Here is a 24250-nt window from a genome sequence, read left to right on the forward strand (position 1 = left end):
GACAATTTAAACTACATTTTTTTTAAACATTGTGATTTTTCCCAAAATCAATAAAAAATCAGTCTTTATTAAACTAGGACAAAAAAAGTTAACAGTTTAATATTATTTTAACATCATAGCATATTGCTGTGGTGTTTTTCAATTTAAAATTGATTGAATTCTATAGTTGTTGTATCAAAATATATAATCAGCAATTATTTTTTTCAGATCTTCTAAAGTTATTTTACTGTAATCTAATTCATTTAAACATTCGCTTTTTATAATAGAAAATCAGTATTCAACCTCCCTATTATCCAAAGAATTTCCTACACGGGATAATGAAACAGTTCCTCCCATTTTATTTATTTTGTCAATATAGATTTTTGAAGTGTATTGAAATCCATGGTCTGAATGAATAATAAAATCTTTATCGATAGACATAAATGTATTTATATTATCCATAACTAAATCAATATCATTGTTTACAGATAATTTAAAATCTCTGATTTTTTTAGTTTTATGCTCAATTATTACAGACAAAAATACATGGTTATCCTTAACATCTCTTGGCGCTTTTACATATGAAACATCGGTAGCGAAAATATTTCTGTTTAATTTGTCATTGTAATCGCGTTTAACAATATCTGGCAAAGCGAATTTAGTGTTCTTAATTTCGCTCTTTCTTCTTTGTTTTCTAATTTTGCATATTAAATTCAATCTTTTTAAATCTCTTCCAAGACTTCGAGGGTTAATGTAAATATTATATTTCATAGAAATATAAGCACTCAACCTTAAGCGACCATATCTACCTTTGTTATCAAGAAAGGATTTTCTAATTATTGCATCGTTTTTGTGTTCCTTTACTTTTATAACTCTAGTTTTAAATTTTGCTACTGCTTGTCTGCATACATTAAAAATTTTTGCAGATTTACTGTAGGGAATATTTAGTTTTTTAGCTTCACTAAGTTTTCCTGATTTTGATTTATTTTTATTGATCTCGTAATATCTCTTAGCTATTTCTATTAATTCTTCTTTTGTGAATTCGTTTCAATCGGGTTCGATTGGTTTTTTAGGTCTACCACTACCTGGCTTTCTGTTCGCACCCTTTTTATCTAATAATTGATCTTGCATACCATTATTATAGTATCTTATAATTTTTCTGATTCTTTCAAGTAGATGTTTTCTCGTTATAAAATTTGTGTCTGGCGAAATATCATTTATATAATTTATTGTTTGTTTTAACCCAAATTCATTGTAGATTTTATAAATCATATCAAACTCTTCTTTGATAAAGTGTCTTGACATTTGTATTCTCCTTTTTGTTGCATTTGAAAATTTAAAAAAGCTAACACTTTTGGTGTTAGCCTCCCCCTTAAACTCGGACAAAAAAGCCAACACCTCAGTGTTAACTTTTTTTGTCCTGGTTTATATGGCTGATTTTCAACTTTTTTAACCTTTGTTAAATCATCATTTATTTTTGAAGAGATAAACTTGTAAATTAGGTAAATATATGGAATACCAAGATTAGTTTCAATAAGTGAATCTATTAAAATTGGTCCTCATTGCGGTTTTCTAATTCCATTAATTAAAAGCGCAAATTCTCAAGCAAATTGAACAATGATGCCGATGAAAAGCATTCTTAATATTGGTAATTGAGATTTTTTAGTAAAAATATTATAAATAATGATTGCAAAGTAACCAACTATTAGCATTATTGCCATTACTCAGTGGTACTTGCCTGTTGTTCTTCAAATTATGATTTCTTTATGCGGTAAGCCTTTTGCAATCATTGCAGAACAAATTCATCAAATTAATATTAAAAGCGAAAAATGCAATAAATATTTGTCTTTTTTAATTGCTAGTCAAATGAATAAAAAGTTAGTAGTTCCATAACTCATAGATAGTCAAAATAAGAATGCTTCTGGATTTGTATTAAGCACAACTCTCGATCCCAATAATTTATAGAAAATTCCTCAATCAACTATAAAGTAAAGAATTCCGCCAAATAAACTAAATAGTGCAGTGAAATATCTCTTTTTAAAAATCAATAATACATACAGCAATATTAAAAACACGCAATCAAGTCAAATAATTGATGAAGGCATTTGTCTACTTGGAATATTATTGGGAATATCTATTGAATTTGAATTTGATAAAATATTAAAAAAATGCATAAAGCTCCTTAAATGTATATTAATCTTTATAAAAAATCAAGCAAAAAAATTGCTTGATATTATTATTTCTCAATTTTAACTTTAATTCCAGGACCCATTGTAGGTGAAACAACTAAGTTTTGCATGTAAGCACCCTTAACGGCTGATGGTTTAAGTTTTTTGATTAATGAAATTACTGTTTGTGCGTTTTCAACAAGTTTGGTTGTCTCCATTGAAACTTTACCAATTTGTGTATGAACAATACCAGCTTTGTCAGTTCTATAGTTTGCTTTACCTTTTTTAAGTTCTTCAACTGCTTTTTCAGGAGTTGGTGTAACTGTTCCAGTTTTTGGGTTAGGCATTAGACCTTTAGGTCCAAGTTTTTTACCATATTTACCTAAAACTGGCATCATTGTTGGGTCAGCAACCATAACATCGAAGTCAAAATCGTCTTCTTTAATTTTTTGTTCTAATGCTGATGCGTCAACTACTTGGTCAGCACCAGCAGCTTTAGCTAATTTTTGTTTTTCTGCATTATTTGTTACAACTAAAACTCTAACAGTTTTACCAGTACCGTTTGGTAGTAAAACCGCACCACGTAATTGTTGGTCTGCTTTACGAACGTCTAAGTTTAATTTGAATACTAATTCAATTGATCCGTCAAATTTTGTGTATGAAGTTCTTTTTGCCAATTCAATAGCTTCTGTTAAATCGTAAGCAACTGTTCTATCAAATGATTCTCTAGCTGCTCTAATTTTTTTACCAACTTTAGCCATTATTTGTCTCCTTTAGAAGCTTCTTCATAACCTTCAATTGAAATACCCATATTTCTTGCTGTACCAGCAATTGTTCTCATAGCAGCCTCAATGTCGTCTGTGTTTAAGTCAACTAATTTGTATTGAGCTATTTCTCTTAATTGATCAACAGTAATTGAACCAACTTTTGTAGTTTTAGCATTTGAACTACCTTTTGGTAATTTAGCAGCTTGAATTAGTTTGTAACTTGCAGGAGCTGTGAAAACTTTAAACTCAAATGACTTGTCATTGTAAACAGTAATTTGTACAGGAACTGGTTCGTCCCCTCTATCACGTGTAGCATCGTTAAATGCACGTGTAAAATCAGGCATGTTGATACCAACACCAGCTAGTGCTGGACCTGGTTTTGCTTGTCCGGCTTTAAATTGTAATTTACGAACACGAACAATATCAGCTTTTGATTTTGCCATAATATTTATCCTTTCGATAATTGTGGTTCTAGCGATATAAATCTCCCACTAGTTTAGAGGCAACTTAATATAAATTGCTTTTTAATTATATATATATAAATTAAATTGAGCAAAAAAATAATTTTATCCAATTAATTTTACTATTTGAATAGCAAAATGAATAAATTAGTAAAAAAGTAAATTAAAATATTTTTGATTTTAAAATTATTTTTTTGCAAAAACTAAATTTTCATTGAATTGTCAAAGTCCTTTTTTAGATTTTTTGGCAATTGACTGTATGGCAATTAATTCATCATAATAATTCATTATTTCATTTTTATTATTTCAATATGTTAATTTATTTCTTGTTTTAGAAATATATTTGACTCTTGCTAAACCCTCAGAAATTAGTTCTTTTGCAACATCCTTATTCTTAAAATTTTTGACAATTGCAACCAACCTATTGTATTTATCCTTAGAGTGTATTTCTATATGAATTGGCTTTTTGGAACAAATTGAATATAAATAGTTTTTTGCTTTATTAGCATAAATATTTTCAAGTTTAGCAACCTTATTATATTTTTTTAAGGTTTCAGGGGTATCAATTCCAAGTATTCTTATTGAATTAAATTGGTTGCTCTTTTTGTCAAAATATCTAATTGTATCTCCGTCAATTATAGTGTAATTTTCAATGGTCAATTGATTAGATTTTCTAGCAAATGAAACTACGCACGAATTTGCAACTAATGGGATAAAAGCAATTGATAATAGTTTAAATATTTTGTTCATACTTTTTATATGATTTATTATGATTTTGTTTTAAGAAAAAAACTTTTTTAATAAAAAAAGCAATTTAATTGTTGAACTTTTTGTTTAAAAGTTCCTCAACAATTTTAATTGCTTTAGTTGGGTTTACTTGGCCACCCGATATTTTCATTAATGAACCTTGAACCATTTTTAGAACTCTTTCAGGTCTTTCTGGGTATTCATTAATAACCTTTTCATTCTCTAAAATTATCTGATTTACTCATTTTTCAATTGTATTGGTATCAGAAATTTGTTCCAATGAATGCTCTTTAACTAGTGTATTTATATCGCCTTTGAAATTTACTAAAAGTGGTATTAATTTTTTAAATGAGCGACCGCTAATTATTTCTTTATCCATTAAATCAATGGCTTGTTCTAGTAATTTTGCTTGGATATTTAAGTCAATAACGTGACACTGCTTTGAATTAGCTAGCGAAACTAGTTCGGCAAAAAATAATTTAGACAACTTATCTTTATCTTCGTAGTTTATAGAATCAAAATATTGAGCCAGTTCTAAATCATTAACAAGTGAGTCAATATATATTTTTTGAATTCCATAAGATTCGTATCTAGTGGTTTTTTCTCAAGGTAGTTCGTTTAATTTTATTGAATTAATAAATTTATCACTTAATTTGATAATTGGGATATTTGGCTCTGGGAAGTATTTATAATCAACTTCACCTGTTTTAGTTCTCATTGTAATATTTGTTTGATTTTCCGGGTCAAAACGTTTTGTTTGTTGAAGAATAACTTCTCCAGTTCTTAATTTTTTTGTTTGCTCAGAAATTTCGTTTTCGATTGCTTTTGCTATACCTCTGAAAGTATTAATGTTTTTTATCTCGACTTTTGTTCCGTATTTTTCAATGCCTTTTGGTCTAATTGATATGTTTATATCTGCTCTTAAAGAACCTTCTTCCATTTTTGCATCGGAAATACCAAGTGCTAATGCGATTTGTCTAATTTGTGAAACATACGCAACTGCTTGTTGAGCATTTCTAATGCAAGGGGTAGTAACTATTTCAATTAACGGAACTCCTGCCCTATTATAATCAAGTTTTGTTACCTCTCCATGATGCTGACGAGCAGTATCTTCTTCAAGGTGAATTCTTTCTATTTCAACACTAAAACCAGTGTTTTGGTCAATTAATAATTTACCATTTGAGCCAATTGGTCTAAAAAATTGTGTAATTTGAAATCCTTTTGGCAAATCTGAATAAAAGTAATTTTTTCTATCAAAATGAAGCTCTGTATCAATATCCATTTTTAGTGCTTTAGCCAATTTAATACCACTAATAACGGCTTCTTTGTTCAATAATGGCAAAGTTCCGGGATAACCTAAGTCAATTTGATTAGCAGTTGTGTTTGGTTCTGCATTAAAATCTATTTTTGCAGGTGAAAACATTTTTGTTTTTGTATTCAATTCTAGGTGTATTTCAATTCCAATTATTGTTTCATAATTATTCATGATTGCCTCCTAAAAATTCTTCAAGTCATAGGGCGTGTGAAAGGAGTTTTTGGTCCTCATAAATTGATGATTGAAGAGCAATATTTACACCTAAATTTTCTTTTATTTTAATTCAAGGAATTGTTATTGATGGATTTCCTGCTAGGTTTGAAGCAGTCAAAATGTAGTCCATATATCCATATGAATTATTTTTGCTTGAGTCAATAAATGGCGCAATATTTGCGCTTGCTGGATAAATAACTAAATCATATTTTGAGTTTAATTCATCTCAGTATTGCTTGATTACTCTTCTTACTTTTTGAGCCTTAATAAATAGTTCTTTTTGATTTTCTGAAAAAAGAAAGAAGCTACCTAAAGTTAAACGGCGTTGAACCATTGTTCCAAATCCTTGACTACGGGTGTTAGTCATTATTTGTTCTCAATTGTCACCTTGTTTTCGTTGACCAAAGGCAATTCCATTTAAATTAGCTAAATTTGATGATGCTTCTGAATAAGAAATAATGTCATATACTGGTTTTACAGCCATCAGTAAATCTTTATTAACTTTTACCATTTCAATTGTAATATCAGTATTTTGGATTTTTTTAATCAACTCGTTGTACTTCTCACTAACTTGTTTTTCTAATAAATTACTGTCAATATCAAGGAAAGCAATTTTGTTTGGTTTTACTTTGCTAATATTGCTTATTTCAATGTCTAAAGATGTGAAATCTTTTGAATCCTTCCCATAAAGCACTTGCGAAATTACAGCAATATCATTAACATTATGAGCAAAATAACTTACTGTGTCTAAACTTGATGCATACGCAAACATACCATATCTACTAATTGCACCATAACTAGGTTTAAAGCCAACTTGTGAATTGTATGAAGCAGGCAGCCTTACTGAATCACCTGTATCAGATGCCAAGGCAAAAGAAATATTTTTGGTTAGTGTTGTTGTTGAACCCGAAGATGAACCCCCAGCCAATCTTTCATTATCGTTAACATTTCTTATTAATCCAAAAGCACTAAAAGTACCTGTTCCTCCAAGAGCAAGTTCATCATTATAAACTTTTGCCACTGGCAACGCGCCAGCGTCAATTAATTTTTGAACACAAGTTGCATTATAACCTGGCTTAAATCCCTCTAAAATTAAGCTAGATGCAGTTGTTGCTGCATCGTTTGTTGCAAAAATGTCTTTTATTGTAAAAACTGCATTATTTAACAATCCATCGCCAACTCTTTTTGCTTGTTCATAAACAAATGCAACTGAATTATTTTTATCATTTTTCAATTCATTTTTTGCGTTTTCAAAATTTCCTTTAACAATTAGATTCATTATTTAACCACCCTTGTTGTAATTATGTAATTATCATCTTTTTCAGGAGCATTTTCAAGTATTTGTTGTTTGGAAATTGAAAATGAATTATCTTCAACATCTTCGCGCAAAAAATCAATTAATGGAGTTTCATTAATGTGAGTAAGAGGCTCAATATTTGATGTATCAATTTTATTCATAATTTTCATTTGTTGTTGAATTTGTTCTCATTCAAGCAATATTTGGTCTATTACTTGTTCGCTAGGTTCAATCATTAGACGTTTAACTATGCTGAACAATTTTTCTTTATCTATTGACTTCATGGGCTATCCTTTCAATTTTTTGGCAGTGCAATAAATTCTTTTCTATTTAGGTATTCAAGGTGGTCGGTTAAGTTGTTGAAGATAAGTTTAAATGAATGTAGATACATTCTTTTTGCAGGTTTGCCACCATATTTAGTATCGCCCAATATTGGTGCATTTAATGAAGCACAAGTAACGCGAATTTGGTGCTTTCTTCCAGTTAAAATTTGGGCAAAATATTGGTTATTTTCTGATCATATTTTTGTTGATGATATTTTAGAATCTTCGTCTTTTGAAACAAACATTTTTTTATCGTATTCATTCTTTTTTAAATTGAATTGGTATAAATTATCTGCAATGAAATTTTGCGGAATAAACTTATATATTTTGGTTAAATATTTTTGTTTTTCATTCAACATTTTTAATGTTTTGTAGTTTTTAGCATAAATAATTAAACCGCTTGTTAACTTGTCTAGTCTGCCAACATGGCTAGGTTTAAATGCGTTTATTTGGTTAAAATTTAAATATGAATAAACTTGGTTATCTAATGAGTCCTGTGAAGAATGAACTTGTACACCTTCTTCTTTATTGATTAAAAGTATATTTTCATCCTCATAAATAATGTCAAATGAGTAAGTGTTTTTTACTTTTTCAATTAAAAATATGTCATTTTGGTCAATGCCATATACATCGACAACGTCACCATTTTTTATAAGGTAGTTTGGATCCTTGGTTTTTTTGGAGTTTATTTTTATGTTGCCTTTGCGAAATGTTTTGTAAATGATTGAGTTTGGTGTTTTTTTATAGATAGAAGTTATGAATTTTATTAGTTTGCGACCCTCATCATTTTCTGTTGCAATATATGTATTTTTGGTCATAATAATGCAAAATAGTGGTAAAAACCACTATTAATTATCTGATCTTTGTGAGTCGAAGAAGTTAAATTCATCTTCGTTTTCTGATTCAACACCATCAATATAGTTAAACTCTGTTAGTTTAGGTAAATCACCCATTGTTCTAATTCTGAAATAGTCATAAAATTTGTTTGTTATTCCGTATAAAACAGGGTTTCCAGGGGTGGGGCTAATTCCAACTTCCTCAATAACTCCTTTTGCCAGAAGAGTGTTCATAACTTGTTCACTGGCAACTCCACGAATATTATTAACCATTGAACGAGTAACTGGTTGTTTGTATGCAACAATACCAGCCACCTCAATCGCAGCGTTAGATAAACGATGTTTTTTAACAACTTGAACTAGTTTTGTTATGTAGTCTTTGTATGTTTCTCTTGTTGCTAGCTTGTAAACTTCATTGAAAATTACAACTTTTAAAGCACCATCTTGATTATTGTAGACTTTTGTGAAGTCATTCATAACTTTTTTGGCTTCTTGAACTGTATTTAGATTGAAAATTTCTTTAACTTGTTCAAGATTCAATCCTTCATCGCCTTGAACATAAAGTAAAGCTTCTAAGATATTATTTTTCATAATCAGGTCCTTTTTTGAATGATATTGTGCCGAACTGTTCTTTTTGTTCTAGAACAATTTTTTGAGATTTAACTAATACTAAAATTGCGATAAAAGTAATTACAAAGTGATCCATTGAAGGTTGTGAAAAAATCATTTCGAATGTAACTTCATTGTATTTTTTGAATAGATCGAGTATAAAAGGTATTTGATCTTGTGGTGTTAATTGAAAGTGATCTAATTTGGTTTTTCTTAACTTTTGAGCATAAGTTCGCTCAAACATTTTTCTTAAAATTGTTATTAATTTCAATGGGTTTGAATGACCATCAAGTTGTGTTTTGTCATCATCAATTAAAAATTCTTCAATATCGCTCGGAGATTTAATGAAAATTTCTTTTCTGGATTCTTCGCGTTCACGCAAAGCTTTAGAAACTTCTTTAAATTGTTGATATTCATAAAGTCTTCTTAAAATTTCTCTTTTGTCTTCTTCAATTTCTGGTTTTTCATCAGGTGTATAAAGAATCATTTTGGTTTTTAAAGCAAGTAAGGTTGCTGCCATGACTAAATATTCACTTGCTAAATCAATTTCATGATCTTGCAAATCCTGAATAATTGATAAATATGCACTAGCTAATTGAGCAACATCAATATCCATGATATCCTTGTGTTTATCTTGAACAAGGCTTAAAAGTAAATCAAGAGGACCATCAAAGTTTTCAATTTTTATGTCGAATTTTTTATTGTCATTAATGTATAAATTATCCATTTAATAATCTCTCTTCAATTTGCTTTTTAACTTTATTTAAAACAACATGGTTGTCCATTGTTATAAATTCATTTTGTTTAATAGGTTTTAAAAATTCGATTTTAACTTTTATTTTTTTACATCTGTTTTTGTTTAAAACTTTTCTTGTGTCACTTATTGCTACTGGAACTATTGGTAAATAATATTTTTTAGCAACTCTTAGTGCGCCTGCTTTAAATTCGCCTAATGACTTTTGGTCAACTCTTGTGCCTTCTGGGAAAATAACTCCTGATGTTTTATTGGTTTTTACAAATTCGCCAAACTCATCCAATGTTTTTATTGACTGGCGAATATTGCTACGATTAATGAAAAATGTGTCTAATATTTCAAGAATTGATTTTATAAATTTCTTTCTTTTTAATTCAATTTTGGCAATAAATGTAGGAATTCTGTTTTTGCCGATTAATTTTTTGTCTTTATGTTCAAGTGCTGCTAAAACAATGAATGGGTCAATTTTCGACTTATGATTTGGCAATAACAATGAAGGTCCTTTTGGCAAGTTTTCATAACCTTTTACTTCAATATTTACATTGAAATATCACAATAATTGTTTAGCTCTTTTTAATACTTGGTCATTTCGTAGCTGTGGAGGTGTGTCTTCAGGCATTCTTTTGTATCTGTTTGCAAGAGATTTAAGACTTCACATGCATCATAAAAAATGTCATCAAAGAAATATCATCTTTAAATTAAAGCTCATTGTTACTCCTTATCTGTTGCTACAAATGCAACAACTAAATCTTGTTCATTAGAGGTTAATATTTTTCAATCTTTATATACTCACACGCCGTTATTTTTTTGGATATTTATTTTGTCAAAAAAACACAATGAATTATCGGCTTTAAAAAGTGCTTCCTTAATTGCTCATAAACTTGCTAGATAATGAGCCTTATCAACTTGCGTTTCTAGCCTCTTTAATTCATCAATATGACAAAATCGTTTTTCAAATCCAGGTGTTAACTGTTTAAACCTTGAAATACTGGTAATATCAACTCCAATTTTCATATTGTAATTATAATTAAAATTTAATATTTACATATATATTAATATTAATATAGTTTAATAATTTTTGTAAATTCATTGTAATTATTGAATTATTTTAATAAAAAATTCCTTTTTATTGCTTTTTCCAAAAAATAATTAATTGTATTTTATGAACAAAAACAGAGGAATGCTACTAGAAAAAATTATCAATCAAACAATAAATCATTATGAACAACATAATGAGGCGCTCATTGAAAAAAAGACTTTACCAATTAAATTTGCTAAAGTAAATGAGAATAACAAACTTACGGGCGCATATGTATTTAAAAAGAGTACAGTCGATTATATAGGCTGTTACAAAGGTAGTTTTATTGCTTTTGAAGCAAAAACAACTAACGAAAATAGACTCCCAGCATCAAATATATTAAAACACCAAATAGAGTATCTTAAAAAAGTTAATGAAATGAATGGTATTGCGTTTTTTATAGTTCTTTTTTCAAATGTTGATGAGTTTTATTTAATACCTGCAAGGTATTTTGCGGAACATTGAAAAAAATCTTGGTCATATGAGGAAATAAAGCAAGCTGGATTCTATATTGAATTAACTTTTCCAGGCATTATTGATTTTTTACCATATCTTCATTCAATTTAACTTTTTGAATAGTTTTTGTAGTATGTTTGGTAAAAAAATAAAACATCGCTTCGGATGTTTTATTAAGAATTATTTAACTGTTTCCTTAAGGAATTTAGAAGGTTTGAATTTAACAACTTTTTTAGGTTCGATTTTAACTGTTTCTTTTGTGAATGGGTTTATTGAAGTTCTGCCGGCTCTTTCAGTTGTTTCAAAAGTGCCTAGAGCACTTAGTTGAACTTTTTCTCCTTCAACTAAGCGGTCTTTAAGAACTAAAACAAATTTATCCAAAAACTCATTTACAATTCTAACTGGCACGTCCATTTTTTCCGCAACTTCAATTATGAATTCTTTTTTTGTCATATTTTCCTTTCATTATGTATTTATTTAATTTTATTTAATTTTTTAAAAAATATTCATTAATTTTTATAAAGATTGAATTTTCAATGTAAAAAGAAAAAATATGGCCATTATTCCATATTTATTCTAAACCTGATTTATTTTTAAATATTAACTTTAATGGACATCCAGTAAAATCAATCATTTGACGTATTTGTTTTTCAAGATATCTTTCGTAGCTTCAATGCAAGAATTTTTTGTTATTAACATAAAAAACAAATGTAGGAATTCTTGAATCAATGAATTTACGTGCAAAATAAATATTTAAACGTCCGCCATTATAAGGTGCTGCGGGTTGAATAAGTTGAGTTTCTCTAATTAGGTTAGAAAGCAATGAAGGTTTAATATCGCGTTCAAGGTTTTCTTTAACTTTAATAATTGTGTCTAAAAGTTTGTCTATTCTTTTATTGTGCAATACTGAGACGAAGCAAAATGGAACTCAAGGAACAAAATGAAATTTATTGCGCATATTTTTTTCAAAATTTGCCATTGTGTTTGTTTCTTTTTCAATTAAATCTCACTTGTTTACAACAATAATTATTGGTTTTGAATTTTCAAGTGCGTAACCAATAATTCTTAAGTCAAAATGACTCAATTCTTTTGTAGAATCAATCATTATGATTGATAAATCAGATTCATCAAGAGCACTGATTGCACGCATTAATGCATATTTATCAATCATATCGACGATTTTGCTTTTTTTAGTAATTCCCGCAGTGTCAACAACTTCGAAATTTTGATTTTTTATTGTTATAAAAGTTTTAACTGCATCACGAGTTGTTCCGGCAATATCACTAACAATTGAGCGCTCTTCGCCAGCCAATAAATTTAATAGAGAACTTTTCCCTGAGTTTGGCCGACCAATGATGGATAGTTTGAAATTTTTCTCAGTTTTTAAATCATCTAAATTTAAATTTTTCAAACATTCATCAAGTACATCACCAATCCCATGACCATGTTGTGCACTAATTCTAAAAATATTCTCAACACCAAGTGAATACCACGATCAATTAAACATGTCAATATTGTCTAGTTTATTAGCAACAACAATTATTGGTTTACCGCTTTTTCTTAGAATGCTTAATATCATTTGGTCATCATTTGTAATTTCACTTGATCCATCAACCATAAAAATTATTACATTAGCTTCATCAATAGCAATTTGGGCTTGAACTCTGATTTGTTCTTGAAAAGGTCTATTTTCAATTTCGATTCCGCCTGTGTCAATTATTTTAATTTCTTTGCCATTTCAATCAAAAGTTTCATATAAACGGTCACGAGTAACACCTGGTTCATCATAAGTAATAGAACTACGTTTGCCAATTAAACGATTAAATAAAGTACTTTTACCAACATTTGGTTTGCCAATTATTGCAATTACATTATTTCTCATTTACTGCTTCCTTAATCATTTCAATAATTGTTGAAACAACTTTTTCAAAGTTCATGTCGGTACAATCGATTAATTTTGCATCTTCAACTTTCATTAAGGGGTCGTTTTTTCTGGTTGTATCTTGGTAGTCTCGCTCGATGACTGCTTTTAGCACGTCATCGAAATTTGTTTCATATCCTAATTCTTTATTTTGAAGAATTCTTCGATTAGCTCTTTCTTCAGGGGTGGCTGTCAAAAAGATTTTAATTTCAGCATAAGGCATAATTCTGTAAGTGGTATCTCTACCATCCATAATGTAACCCTTGCTTGCTTTTGTTATTCTTTGTATGTAGTCAACAACATATTTACGAACATCTTTGTATATAGCAATATCAGACGAAATTTTTGAAATGTGATCAGCTCTAATTAGTTGAGTTATATCTTTTGAGCCCGCAAAAATTCTTTGTCCTTCCGCTAAATGGATATTTAAAATTTTATCGTCTAAACATTTATTAACTTCTTGCTCATTTTTGTGATCAATGTTTAACTCGTGGATAACAAAAGCGATAGCTCTATAAACACTACCTGAACTTATAAAAGTGTAACCTAATCTCCTTGCCACTTCCTGCGAAACTGTTGACTTGCCAGCACCAGATGGCCCGTCGATTGCTATATTAATCTTCCTCATACTCATAACGACTCCTAAATATTTATATTAATTAATAATATACTAAAGTTGAATTTTATTGATAACAATTTCTGCGGATTCATCTATTACCAATGTGTCTTTATTGTTGAATCTTGAATCTAAGCCAATATCATAGTCAGAATCAACTTGAATTTGTTCAATATGTGTATTAATTAATTCCTCAATTTCTTTGTCTTGGAATGATACTGATTTAAAAATATTAATTGGCGAAGATTGTTGTTTTGTTTCAAATATGAACAATTCTGATTGCAACTCAAGTAATTTGGCAGTATCAATTGGTGAAACTTCAGATTGGTATTTTGATTCAAATTTTTCAACGAAAGAATCGTCCAATTCTTTAATAATTTGAAAATCCCCAGTTTTTTCTAAATATCAATTAACATTTTTGTTTAATTCAGGATCCAACTTTAAAAGGCTTTTTAACATTGACTCTTGTGAATATTCATTTCCTTTTTCAACTTGTAATCATTCATTGTTTTTATTGACATTTTTGGTTTTCATACAATTATTTTAGCAATTTAATAATTAGATGTTAATATTAATAAAAAAAATAGCTTGCGCTATTAGTTAAAAGACTTTATGTAATCTGTGTTTGTTGTATCATTAAATTCTTCAAGAGATTTTGCCAATCTATTCATTTCACTATTGGATAGGTCAGGAATTACTACCTTTAATAATATTTTTAAGTCACCTGCACGATTGGATTTTCTAACACCCTTGCCGTTTAAAATTAGAGTTTTTCCGTTTTGATATGATTTTTTAAGTTTAATGGTTTCATTTCCATATGGAGTTGGTACTAGAACATTATTTTCCTTAATTATGTCAATGAATGAAACTGGATATTCTAGGTATAGATTTAAACCATCTCTTTCAAAGTGTTTATGTTTTTGAACCTTGATTTCAATGTATAAATCACCATTAGGTCCGCCATTTTCCCCTCTGCTACCGTAGCCAGTTATTTTAATTCTTTCACCATTATCAGTTCCAGGAGCTATATTAAATTTAACTTGTTTTTGAACCTTATTTGTTAGATTACCCTTGCAACCAGAACAAGGGTTTTTGTTTATTTTTCCTTGTCCACCACAACTGTTGCAAGTTGTTGTTGAATTAATTATTCCAAAAGGTGTTCTTTGTTGAATTTGACGGTGTCCTGATCCATTACACATTGAGCAAGTAATAATATCGCTTGCGTTTTGTGATCCTTTTCCGTGGCAAATTGAACATTGTTCCCATTTGTAAAGAAGTTGTGTTATTTCAATACCTTTAATTGCGTCATTGAAGCTTATTGTTAATGAGGCTAATTGATCATCACCTCTGATTGGACCAGTATTTCTTTGTGAGCCAAATCCACCGCCAAAAAAACTTGAAAAAATATCACCAAATCCACCAAATCCACCAAAACCTTCAAAACCTTGCGGGCCATCTTCGCTTCCGTAACGGTCGTAATTTTCGCGTTTTTGCTTATCACTTAAAACTTCATATGCTTCGTTAAGTTCTTGCATTTTAGCATCACTTGTACCATCTTTAAGTTTGTCTGGGTGATACATCATTGCTAGTTTTCGATATGCTGTTTTTATTTCTTTGTCAGTCGCATTTTTTGAAACACCTAATATTTTGTAATAGTCTTTTTTACTCATGTTTATTATTTTAGCACAAAGAATGTAAGAGTGCTAAATTAAATTAAAAAAAAGAGTTAAACCCTCTTTCTAAATAATTGATTCTTTGCAATAGTGAATGAAGAATAGTAAGTTTTATAATATGATTCATTCACTATTAAGCCTAAAAATAAGAAATATGCAATAGACGAAACAAACAATGCAATATACATAAAAGTGCCAATTGTGCCGTATTTTTTATAATCAATTTGAGTAGATAAAAATCCAAAAGATGAGATGAATAAAATGTTAGGTATAGCAGCAATAAGCACGCCTGGTAATACTGAATTTCAAGTAAGTTTAAACGAAGGAGAAAATTTGAATAATAGTGTAAAACCAATGTATACAACAAAAATTAAATAGATATAAAATGTGATATAGAAAAATGTTTTTTCTGATGTTGAATCAAATTCAAGGCTAAAAATTTTATAAAAATAAATGTAAATTACAGACATAATAAAAAGGTAAAGCGTTATCGAAAGAACAATTAAGAAACCCTTAATTCTATTTATAAAAAAGTTACCTAATGATTCATGTCCATAAATGTAATTTTGTAGATATATAAATCTTCCTCATCCATTTGAACCAATTCAAGTCGATGTTAGTAGCAGCAGTGTTATTGTTGTATATTGAAATCCAGTGCTAGGACCCACTTGCGGCATTTTTATAACTTGTTTTAAGCCAGGAATTATTCTATCTAAAATAACATCAATAAATATAGTTGAATAATCAGAAATAAATGAAAGTAGCAACACTAAAACAGTTAAAATTGGCACAAATGATACCAAGAAATAAAATGACAAGGAAATAGGAATAAATACTGAATCTGAAGAAATGAATTTTGAATAAGTTCTATCTATGAGTTCGCGACTTTTATTTTTGTTTTTTCAACTGTCTTTTGGTGTGGAAACAAGCAATATTATTTTTATAAATCATTTAATTATTGTTTCTACAATAACCCAACCTTTTGATTCGTTAGGTATTATATTTTTTGAAATTAATGATTTTTTATTACTTTTTCGGTAGGCTTTTTTAAGTTTTTTAAGTTCTAAACCCGTATAAATTTTTTCCTTATTTGTATTCTTCATTATTAATAGAATTATAAAAGTTTATAAAAAAAGCGTTAGTAAATTAATTTTACTAATGCTCATTTATATTATTATTTTTTACTAAATTAATTGAAAAACCAATTCATTTAGTAAATTAACATTCGCAGTTTTCTTCAGATAATTCAATATCTTCTATTCTTTGTTGGTGTCTTCCGCCTTCAAATTGAGTTTTTATATATTCATTAACCATTTGTTTAGCTAATTCAAATGAAACTTGTCTGCCTCCTAGCACCAAAACATTAGCATTGTTATGTTGTTTTGCTAACATTGCGTCTTCTACACTGGCAATTCTTGCGGCTCTTATTCCGTGGTGGCGATTCAATGCATATGAAATACCTAAACCAGTTCCGCACAATCCAATTCCAAATTCAACTTCATTATTTTTAACATAGTTTGCTAATTTGTGACCTTGTAGAGAATAAGATTCTTTTTGTGTTTCGTCTTTTGGTCCAAAATCAACTGCTTGATAGCCCAATGATTCTATATATTCAACAAGTTTATTTTTTAATTCAACTGCCGCATGGTCGCTTGCAAATGCAACTATTTTTTTTGTCATGTTTCTCCTTTTCATTGAAATATTTATTTAAATTATATTTGTAAAAAACATATAAAAATCATAATTTTTTCCTTTTATTAGCAAAACTTTAAAAATACATTATTTATTTGTATGAAAATAACAAAGCAATATGACACAAAAGATTGTGGACTACATGTCTTGCAATATTTAATACAAAAAATTAACAATGAATATATAGAAATAGAAAACTTGAAATTGATGGCTCAATATGGCGAGCAAGGAATAAGTTTAGCTAATTTGACTCATATTGGTGATAAGTTTGGAGTTAAATTAGATTCATATGAGGTTGAATTTGAAAAAATAATAACTTTTAAAAATGACGAATTGCCATTTGTTGTGCTTGTGGATAATAAAGGGTCTGCACACTATCTAGTTGTTGAAAAAATAACTAATTCATCAATATATGTGCAGGATTCTTCAACTGGTAAAAAAACCAAATTATCCTTTGAAAAATTTAAACAAATTTACGCCGGAATTTGCAGTTTTGTGTATAAATCAACTCGTAAAATTAACTCAAAGTTAGAAAAAATCGAAAACAAAATTAAGTCCTATTTTGTACCGACAAAAAATGATATTTGACTTATATTGATTTCACTAATTTCAATTATTTTATGTTTCTCTACATCATTTTTTGTCAAAATTGTTTTTGACAATATTTTGCCCAACAAAATACACAAAGCATTAGTAATAACTTTTGTTGCTTTTATATGGCTCAACATAATTAGATTTATTAGTAGCCTAATTAAAAACATAATCGTTGAAAAAATTGCAAATAAAATTGAATTTAATTTAAAATCGATTGTTTTCGAAAAATTACTTAAACTTCAAAGTGATCAAAAATCAAAACTAACAAACATTGAAATTTTAAAAAGAATAGGGTATATAAGATTAATTTCTGAATATAAGGCCAATTTTATTTACTCATTTTCTACTGATTTGATAACAATCATTTTAAGCTGCTCAATGTTAATATGAATTAGTTTAAAGTTATTTTTAATAATATCAACAATTTGTTTAATTGCGAGTGGTCTAAACTTATTATTCAAATTATATTTTGATAAAAGTTATAGTAAACAAATTGAGGCAAGTCACGATTATGCACAAAAAGAATTTGATAGTATTTATTGCCTTGAATCATTCAACAATTCATTGGATAAAAACTATTTAGAGCTTGTTAGAAATAATTCATTTGTGAATTTTAAAAAACAAGATTTTTCTCTAAAAAAGAACAAATATTTTAACGACTTTGTTGTTGATTGCATTTTGGCAAATTTAACTCAAATAATTGTATTTGCAGGTACATTATTGTTTTATAAAAATGAAATAAGCATTGGAACAATTGTAATGATTCTGACTATATCAAACTTTTTTGTGAGTCCAACACTTTCATTAAGTGCAATAATAATGACGAAAAACATCATTGATAAACATGTTAATATGATTAATTTCTTGCTAAACATTGACCATAAAGAATTTGATAATCAAGGCATAAAGTTAAGCAAAATTGACTCAATTCAATTAAATAATATTGATTTTGGTTATGAAAATAGCAAACCAATTTTTAAAAAATTAAACATGCTCATTGACAAAAATGCGCGTTTAGTTGGTGAAAATGGTTCAGGAAAGAGCACTCTTTTAAAATTATTAAACTTGCGGTTTTACAATTTCTCAGGAAAGCTCTTTTTTAACAATAATGCATGCGAAATAATTGATAAAAATGACTTGTTAAATAACTCAATTCTTTTAAACAATCAGATATATATGCCAAATGATACAATTATTAATTTTCTGACCAGTCAAAAAATAGAAAAAACAAAAACTTTATATGAAAATTTAGAGAAATTTAAACTAAATGAAATACTCGAAAATTTAAATTTAGACCTTTCTACAACCATGATGAATAATGCTTCAAATTTATCATCGGGTCAAAGGCAATTTGTTATTTTGCTTAAACTTTTTACGCAAAAATTTCAACTTATAATGCTGGATGAGGCATTTGAAAACATTGAAAATAGAGTTTATAAAAAATTAAAAAAAGCAATTAATAATTATCAAGATTCAGCATTATTTATTGAGATAAGTCATAATGCAAAAATAATTTCAAATGCAGTGGAGGTTAAAATTGAAAAAACTAACTAGTATAAGCCCTTGAATTTGAGTTGTATGTTGCTTATTAATTATAGGTACCATTGGGTTATTGTATTTTGTTTTAAATTATGAAATTGAAAAAACTTTCAATATAAATTTACATGTTGATGAAAATAAAAAAATGATATTGTTAGCACCCGAAAAGTATTCATTTTATATTGAAAAAGGTAAAAAAACAACAATAAAACATGACCAAAAGTTTTATGATTTAGTCATCAAAGATTTTGCAAATATCAATGGAACTTTAGCAATAAATTTTGGTTCAATACCAAAAAATTTAAAACTTGTAAAAAATACTAATTTGGATGCAATTCTTTATTATGGTCAAACAAAAATATTGTCGCTAATCCTACCATAAATTAATATGAATATTTAATTTAATAATATAATAAAACTATGATTGAAATTAATATTAATATTGAAAATGGAAATAGCTTTAAATATGAAGAAGAATTTAAACAAATTCTTGAAAATTTAGCCGTCTATTTTGATATTAAAAAGCAAATAATTTTAGATGTTTCAATTGTAAATAACAAAAAAATACAAAAACTAAATAAGGAACATAGAGGAAAAAATTATCCAACCGACATTCTTTCGTTCGATTTTGGTGATTCAAGTCTTTATGACAGTTTGCCTTTTCTGCCAATTGGTGAACTGGTTATAAGTCATGAAAAAGTTGAGCAGCAAGCTGTTGAATTTAACCATTCACTAAAAAGAGAATATTGTTATTTGTTTGCTCACGGTCTAGTTCATTTAATGGGGTATGACCATGAGGAAGAAAATGAAAGAATTAAAATGAATAAAATAGTTGATAAAATTTTTGATCCTTTAGGTATCAAAAGAGAGGAATAAAATGTTTGTAGAAAAACTAAAATCATTATTGCAATATTCATATAGTCCTTGATCAAATTTTAAGGTTGCTGCAATAGCTATTGACGAAAATGGCAAAGAGTGACCAGGTGTTAATGTTGAAAATGCGGCTTTTCCATCAGGACTATGTGCGGAAAGATCAGCATTATTTGGCTCTGTGGCACACGGTGCAAAAGTTGGCACATTTAAAGAAATTTATGTTATATCATCTGGTGAAGCAGTAATCTCACCTTGTGCGGGTTGCAGACAAGTTATGACTGAATTTATGGCTGACGATGCACTTGTACACTTATATAATGGCAAAGGCGATGTTCTTAAAACATACAAACTTGTTGAATTGGTACCATTACCAATTAGAAGTGAACAAATTAAATAATGCAAGTTGGAATAGTAACAATTATTGGTAGACCCAATGTTGGTAAATCGTCATTGCTAAATCAAATTTTGAAATATGATTTAGCAATTGTTTCAAATATCCCACAAACAACAAGAGACCAAATTAGTGGAATTTATAATGAACCGGGCTACCAAATTGTTTTTGTTGATACCCCTGGCATTCATAAACCATTGAATAAGTTGGGCGAGGCACTAAACAAAAATGCTTATGAAGCTTTACAAGAAGTTGATTGTGTTTTATTTTTAACACCAATTAATGAACCAATTGGCGGCGGAGATCGAGCAATCATTGAAAAAATAGCTAATTTTGACAATAAAATTGCCATTATTTCTAAAATCGATCTTGCTAAAGATCCAGCAATTTTAGCGGCAAGAATTGAAGAATTAAAAGAACTTGGTTTTACAAAAATTTTATCTGTTTCTACATCTTCCTCAGATTCAATAAGTATGCTAATTTCTGAATTAAAAAAATATACAGAAGTTGGCGAACCTTATTATGATGAAGATTATATAACTGATAAATCAATGCGTTTTATTGCTAAAGAAGTGATTAGGGTTTCTGCAATGAAATTGCTAAGAGATGAATTACCTCACTCAATTGCAGTTGAAGTTAATGAATTTATCGAGGAAGATGAAAAAATTACGATAGATTCAATAATTTTTGTTAAAAAGAACTCGCAAAAGGGTATGGTTATTGGCAAAGACGCTAATATGATTAAGCAAATTGGTATTAATGCCCGCAAACAACTAATGAATTTGTTTGATATCAAGGTTGACTTAAAAATAAAAGTCAAAGTTGCAAATAAATGAATAAATGATGCTAAATTTTTGAAAAAATTTGGTTACTAAGGAGAAATTATGAATAGAAAGTATTTAGACAAAGTTTTTGCAGAACATAAAGTTGATGCAATTGTTTCTGAGGCTTTTCAAACTAGACTTTGATACTCAGGAGTTAAAACAACCGATGGTTATTTAGTAATTGAAAAAGACAAAGCTTATTTATTTGTTGATGGCAGATATATTGAGTATGCAACAAATAATGCTAAAAATGTTGAAGTTAAATTACTTCAAGGCGGTACACTAAAAGAATTTTTTGCCCAAAAACAATATAAAACAGTCGCATACGAAAAAGATTACTTGAATATTCAAACACTTGAATTTTTAAGATCAATTGTTAAAAGCGAGAATGAAGTATTCATTTTGGGTCAAGAATTACGTATTTTAAAATCAGAAGAAGAAATTCAAAAAATTCAAAAAGCGGTTGATATTTCGCTTAAAACTTTATGACAATTAAAAAGATGAATCACACCAGGGTTTACTGAAAAACAAGTTGCTGCAAAACTTAACTATTTATTAAAACTGAATGGTTCTGATAAAGAAAGTTTTGACGAAATTGTTGCTACTGGTAGTTCTTCTGCAGAACCTCACCACCACCCAACAGATAAACCATTAAAGGCTGGAGATTTATTAAAAATTGACTTTGGTTCTTTATACCAAGGTTATTCAGCTGACATAACTAGAACATTTATCTTGTGAGATGAAAGAGGTAACGACACACCTAATGACCCTAAAATGAAAGAAATTTTAGACATTGTTCACGCTGCTGCCAAAGCAGGTAGAGATGCAGTTCGCCCCGGAATTAAAGCAAGTGAAATTGACAAAATATGCCGCGATTATATTGAAAAAGCAGGGTATGGACAATATTTCACTCATGGCACAGGCCATGGTTTAGGTATTGATGTACATGAGCTTCCATCAGTTAGTTCAAAAGCTAGAGATTATGTTCTTGAACCAGGAATGGTTATTACTGTTGAGCCAGGTATTTATATTGAAGGGCTTGGTGGAGCTAGAAACGAAGATGACGTTTTAGTTACTGAAACAGGACGTTTTGTATTCTCAAACCCAGATGAATAAAAAATCAATTTTAGCCTTTTTATAAAAGGCTTTTTTTATTTTAAAAGGCTAAAAAATGGTTAAAAAATTGATTTTTTGTTGTAGTATGTACCATTTTCTAAAAAATGTATATAATAAAACTTATGAAAGAATTAGATAAAATTACCCCCTTAGAAAAAGATTTTAGTAAATGATATACAGACGTTGTTAAGCAAGGAAATTTAATTGCTTATGGACCGTTAAAAGGCACATTGGTATTTAAACCAAATGCTTATGGAATATGAGAAATAATTCAAAAAGAGTTGAATGAATATTTTAAAGAATATGGTGTTCAAAATGTTTACTTACCACTTTTGATTCCTGAAAGATTATTCAATAAAGAAAAAGAACATATTGAAGGTTTTAATCCAGAATTGGCAACTATAACTAAAGTTGGAGATGCAGATCTTGATGAAAAAGTATTTATTCGCCCAACCTCAGAAGTTTTATTTGCTGATTTATTCAAAAATTCAATTGAATCATACAAAGACCTACCAATTATTTATAATCAATGAGCAAATGTTGTTAGATGAGAAAAAACCACTAACCCATTTTTAAGAAGCAGAGAATTTTTATGACAAGAAGGCCACACCTGTCACAATAATGCTATGGAAGCTAGACAATACACAAGAAGCATGATCTCTTTATATGCTAAGTTCATGAAAAACTTCTTAGCTATTCCTGTTATTATTGGCAAAAAGACTCCAAAAGAAAAGTTTGCGGGTGCATGTACAACTTATACTGTTGAAGCTATGATGAAGGATGGGCGAGCACTTCAATCTGGAACCAGTCATTATTTAGCACAAAATTTTTCAAAAACATTTGACATTTCGTTTAAAAATGAAAATAATGATCGCGAATTTGTCTACCAAACATCTTGGGGTGTTTCAACTCGTTTGTTAGGTGCGATTATAATGACTCATGGTGATAATAGAGGGATAATTATTCCGCCTCGTGTTGCTCCTGTTCAAATTGATATTTTAGAATTATTTGGCAATAAAAACGAAAAAGTTAAAAAAGTTGCAAATGATCTTAAAAAGCAGCTATCTAGAACATTTAGAGTTCGTCTTGACGATACCGACAAAAATCCAGGTTTTAAAGCTTCAAATTCTGAAATTCAAGGTACACCACTAAGAATAGAGGTTGGTCCAAGAGATCTTGAAAATAATCAAGTAACAATTGTGAGAAGAGACACCCTTGAAAAAATTGTTTTACCAGTTGATAAAGTTAAACAAACGGTAAAACAATTGTTGGTTGATATACACAACAACTTATACATGCAAGCAAAATATCGTTTGAATGAAAACACAGTTGTAGTTTTAAATTACGACGAGTTTAAAAATCAAATTAAGCAACAAAAATTCGTTCTTGCACCATTTTGTTGCCATGATGAACAAGAAGAATTAATCAAGGAACAAACAGGAGCAACAACTCGTTGTATTCCTAAAACAGTTATTAAACCAACAAAAAATGCTCCTTGCATTACATGTAATAGAGTTACGAAAAGATTTGTTGTTTTTGCAAGAGCATATTAACCACCTAGTTCGCTAGGTTTTTTTATGGGAGTAAAATATGTTTGCATTCGATTTAACTTGTCCGTCACTTTCTCCGTTGGCTAAATATAAAGCTATCAAGGAATTGTGTTTAATAGAAATTGCGCGCGCAAAGCGCAAAAAGCAACTAGCTTTCAATAAAAAAATATCTCAAAGTTTTAAAGAAAAATTAAATAATAAACATCTTTATGATTATGTTTCAGAAAACTTACAAAGAGTTTTAACTTGTATGAGTGATGCTAATAAGGAAATTTTAGAAAAAGATATTCTTAAACCTGAATCAGACAAAGAATGATGAGAAGATATCTGTTCAAAAACCACTTATTACAAACGCAGAACACAAATGATAAATGAATTTATTTTTTATTATTTTGACTAAAAACAGCCGCTGAAAAGCGGCCATTTTAATTCGTAATTAGTAATTTCTGTTATTAACA

General features: G+C 28.8%; 28 protein-coding genes and 1 pseudogene. 9 read left to right on the forward strand and 20 right to left on the reverse strand.

All coding sequences use genetic code 4. From position 1 onward, the window contains the following. Positions 1-102: 102 nt before the first annotated feature. The 13 genes and pseudogenes from MBVG596_RS02380 to MBVG596_RS02440 form a co-directional block, all read right to left on the reverse strand. Positions 103-1284: an IS3 family transposase gene (locus tag MBVG596_RS02380; RefSeq protein ID WP_096385807.1), complete on the reverse strand. Its 1182-nt coding sequence runs from the start codon at positions 1282-1284 to the stop codon at positions 103-105. Further along, the gene (locus tag MBVG596_RS02385) at positions 1218-2153 is read right to left on the reverse strand and encodes a hypothetical protein (protein ID WP_096386745.1); all 936 of its coding nucleotides are present in this window, start codon (positions 2151-2153) and stop codon (positions 1218-1220) included. The genes MBVG596_RS02380 and MBVG596_RS02385 overlap by 67 nt, the downstream gene beginning before the upstream one ends. Positions 2154-2215: 62 nt before the next feature. Continuing rightward, complete coding sequence (gene rplA / locus MBVG596_RS02390) at positions 2216-2908, reverse strand: 50S ribosomal protein L1 (RefSeq protein WP_004420999.1); 693 nt, start codon at positions 2906-2908, stop codon at positions 2216-2218. A gap of 11 nt (positions 2909-2919) precedes the next feature. Continuing rightward, a pseudogene (rplK, locus tag MBVG596_RS02395) lies at positions 2920-3357 on the reverse strand (50S ribosomal protein L11); the annotation flags it as partial. Between the two features lie 204 nt (positions 3358-3561). Beyond that, positions 3562-4125 carry a thermonuclease family protein gene (locus MBVG596_RS02400; RefSeq protein ID WP_096386748.1) on the reverse strand — a complete coding sequence of 188 codons (564 nt, stop codon included), beginning with the start codon at positions 4123-4125 and terminating at the stop codon, positions 3562-3564. A 64-nt stretch (positions 4126-4189) separates the two neighbouring features. Beyond that, complete coding sequence (gene gatB / locus MBVG596_RS02405) at positions 4190-5608, reverse strand: Asp-tRNA(Asn)/Glu-tRNA(Gln) amidotransferase subunit GatB (protein WP_096386751.1); 1419 nt, start codon at positions 5606-5608, stop codon at positions 4190-4192. Further along, the gene (locus MBVG596_RS02410; protein ID WP_096386754.1) at positions 5601-6929 is read right to left on the reverse strand and encodes an amidase family protein; all 1329 of its coding nucleotides are present in this window, start codon (positions 6927-6929) and stop codon (positions 5601-5603) included. The genes gatB and MBVG596_RS02410 overlap by 8 nt, the downstream gene beginning before the upstream one ends. After that, positions 6929-7231, reverse strand: a complete 303-nt coding sequence (locus MBVG596_RS02415; RefSeq protein WP_096386757.1) for an Asp-tRNA(Asn)/Glu-tRNA(Gln) amidotransferase subunit GatC — start codon at positions 7229-7231, stop codon at positions 6929-6931. The genes MBVG596_RS02410 and MBVG596_RS02415 overlap by 1 nt, the downstream gene beginning before the upstream one ends. Further along, positions 7219-8088, reverse strand: coding sequence for a pseudouridine synthase (locus tag MBVG596_RS02420; protein ID WP_096386760.1), 870 nt, complete (start codon positions 8086-8088; stop codon positions 7219-7221). Before MBVG596_RS02420 ends, MBVG596_RS02415 begins: the two co-directional genes overlap by 13 nt. A gap of 30 nt (positions 8089-8118) precedes the next feature. Further along, positions 8119-8697, reverse strand: a complete 579-nt coding sequence (gene scpB / locus MBVG596_RS02425; protein ID WP_096386763.1) for an SMC-Scp complex subunit ScpB — start codon at positions 8695-8697, stop codon at positions 8119-8121. After that, on the reverse strand, positions 8687-9442 hold the full coding sequence (locus tag MBVG596_RS02430) for a segregation/condensation protein A (RefSeq protein ID WP_096386768.1): 756 nt from the start codon (positions 9440-9442) through the stop codon (positions 8687-8689). Before MBVG596_RS02430 ends, scpB begins: the two co-directional genes overlap by 11 nt. Then, positions 9435-10127 (reverse strand): lysophospholipid acyltransferase family protein, encoded by a 693-nt coding sequence (locus MBVG596_RS02435; protein WP_225247163.1) that lies wholly within the window; start codon positions 10125-10127, stop codon positions 9435-9437. The genes MBVG596_RS02430 and MBVG596_RS02435 overlap by 8 nt, the downstream gene beginning before the upstream one ends. A gap of 53 nt (positions 10128-10180) precedes the next feature. Then, a complete protein-coding gene (locus MBVG596_RS02440; protein ID WP_096386774.1) occupies positions 10181-10483 on the reverse strand; it encodes a 4'-phosphopantetheinyl transferase superfamily protein in 303 nt (100 codons plus the stop codon). 148 nt (positions 10484-10631) lie between these two features. Here MBVG596_RS02440 and recU point away from each other — a divergent pair, with 148 nt between their 5' ends. Beyond that, positions 10632-11114 carry a Holliday junction resolvase RecU gene (gene recU, locus MBVG596_RS02445; RefSeq protein WP_096386777.1) on the forward strand — a complete coding sequence of 161 codons (483 nt, stop codon included), beginning with the start codon at positions 10632-10634 and terminating at the stop codon, positions 11112-11114. Between the two features lie 69 nt (positions 11115-11183). Here recU and MBVG596_RS02450 read toward each other — a convergent pair whose 3' ends face one another. From MBVG596_RS02450 to MBVG596_RS02480, 7 genes are all read right to left on the reverse strand, one after another. After that, positions 11184-11456 carry an HU family DNA-binding protein gene (locus MBVG596_RS02450; protein ID WP_096386780.1) on the reverse strand — a complete coding sequence of 91 codons (273 nt, stop codon included), beginning with the start codon at positions 11454-11456 and terminating at the stop codon, positions 11184-11186. Between the two features lie 118 nt (positions 11457-11574). Continuing rightward, on the reverse strand, positions 11575-12885 hold the full coding sequence (gene der, locus MBVG596_RS02455) for a ribosome biogenesis GTPase Der (RefSeq protein WP_096386783.1): 1311 nt from the start codon (positions 12883-12885) through the stop codon (positions 11575-11577). Next, complete coding sequence (cmk, locus tag MBVG596_RS02460; RefSeq protein WP_096387412.1) at positions 12875-13552, reverse strand: (d)CMP kinase; 678 nt, start codon at positions 13550-13552, stop codon at positions 12875-12877. Before cmk ends, der begins: the two co-directional genes overlap by 11 nt. Before the next feature lie 42 nt (positions 13553-13594). Beyond that, positions 13595-14074: a hypothetical protein gene (locus MBVG596_RS02465; protein WP_096386788.1), complete on the reverse strand. Its 480-nt coding sequence runs from the start codon at positions 14072-14074 to the stop codon at positions 13595-13597. A 62-nt stretch (positions 14075-14136) separates the two neighbouring features. Then, on the reverse strand, positions 14137-15210 hold the full coding sequence (locus tag MBVG596_RS02470) for a DnaJ C-terminal domain-containing protein (RefSeq protein WP_096386791.1): 1074 nt from the start codon (positions 15208-15210) through the stop codon (positions 14137-14139). Between the two features lie 56 nt (positions 15211-15266). Then, positions 15267-16316, reverse strand: a complete 1050-nt coding sequence (locus MBVG596_RS02475) for a YihY/virulence factor BrkB family protein (protein ID WP_096386794.1) — start codon at positions 16314-16316, stop codon at positions 15267-15269. A gap of 115 nt (positions 16317-16431) precedes the next feature. Beyond that, a complete protein-coding gene (locus MBVG596_RS02480) occupies positions 16432-16893 on the reverse strand; it encodes an RpiB/LacA/LacB family sugar-phosphate isomerase (protein WP_096386797.1) in 462 nt (153 codons plus the stop codon). Positions 16894-17004: 111 nt separating this feature from the next. Here MBVG596_RS02480 and MBVG596_RS02485 point away from each other — a divergent pair, with 111 nt between their 5' ends. The 8 genes from MBVG596_RS02485 to MBVG596_RS02520 all read left to right on the forward strand — a co-directional run bounded on the left by MBVG596_RS02485 (position 17005) and on the right by MBVG596_RS02520 (position 24192). Further along, complete coding sequence (locus MBVG596_RS02485; protein WP_096386800.1) at positions 17005-19053, forward strand: Mbov_0121 family peptidase domain-containing ABC transporter; 2049 nt, start codon at positions 17005-17007, stop codon at positions 19051-19053. Then, on the forward strand, positions 19037-19420 hold the full coding sequence (locus tag MBVG596_RS02490) for an MAG1140 family protein (protein WP_096386803.1): 384 nt from the start codon (positions 19037-19039) through the stop codon (positions 19418-19420). The genes MBVG596_RS02485 and MBVG596_RS02490 overlap by 17 nt, the downstream gene beginning before the upstream one ends. Before the next feature lie 38 nt (positions 19421-19458). Continuing rightward, the gene (ybeY, locus tag MBVG596_RS02495; protein ID WP_096386806.1) at positions 19459-19914 is read left to right on the forward strand and encodes an rRNA maturation RNase YbeY; all 456 of its coding nucleotides are present in this window, start codon (positions 19459-19461) and stop codon (positions 19912-19914) included. Position 19915: 1 nt separating this feature from the next. Next, on the forward strand, positions 19916-20308 hold the full coding sequence (gene cdd, locus MBVG596_RS02500; RefSeq protein WP_096386809.1) for a cytidine deaminase: 393 nt from the start codon (positions 19916-19918) through the stop codon (positions 20306-20308). Next, positions 20308-21177, forward strand: a complete 870-nt coding sequence (gene era, locus MBVG596_RS02505) for a GTPase Era (RefSeq protein ID WP_096386812.1) — start codon at positions 20308-20310, stop codon at positions 21175-21177. The genes cdd and era overlap by 1 nt, the downstream gene beginning before the upstream one ends. A gap of 9 nt (positions 21178-21186) precedes the next feature. Continuing rightward, a complete protein-coding gene (locus MBVG596_RS02510) occupies positions 21187-22242 on the forward strand; it encodes an aminopeptidase P family protein (RefSeq protein ID WP_096386815.1) in 1056 nt (351 codons plus the stop codon). 122 nt (positions 22243-22364) lie between these two features. Beyond that, positions 22365-23795, forward strand: coding sequence for a proline--tRNA ligase (gene proS / locus MBVG596_RS02515; protein ID WP_004421137.1), 1431 nt, complete (start codon positions 22365-22367; stop codon positions 23793-23795). Between the two features lie 37 nt (positions 23796-23832). After that, positions 23833-24192, forward strand: coding sequence for an MG284/MPN403 family protein (locus MBVG596_RS02520; protein ID WP_004421142.1), 360 nt, complete (start codon positions 23833-23835; stop codon positions 24190-24192). Positions 24193-24250: the final 58 nt, after the last annotated feature.

Source organism: Mycoplasmopsis bovigenitalium (genome assembly GCF_002356075.1).
Classification (GTDB): domain Bacteria; phylum Bacillota_I; class Bacilli_A; order Mycoplasmatales; family Metamycoplasmataceae; genus Mycoplasmopsis; species Mycoplasmopsis bovigenitalium_A.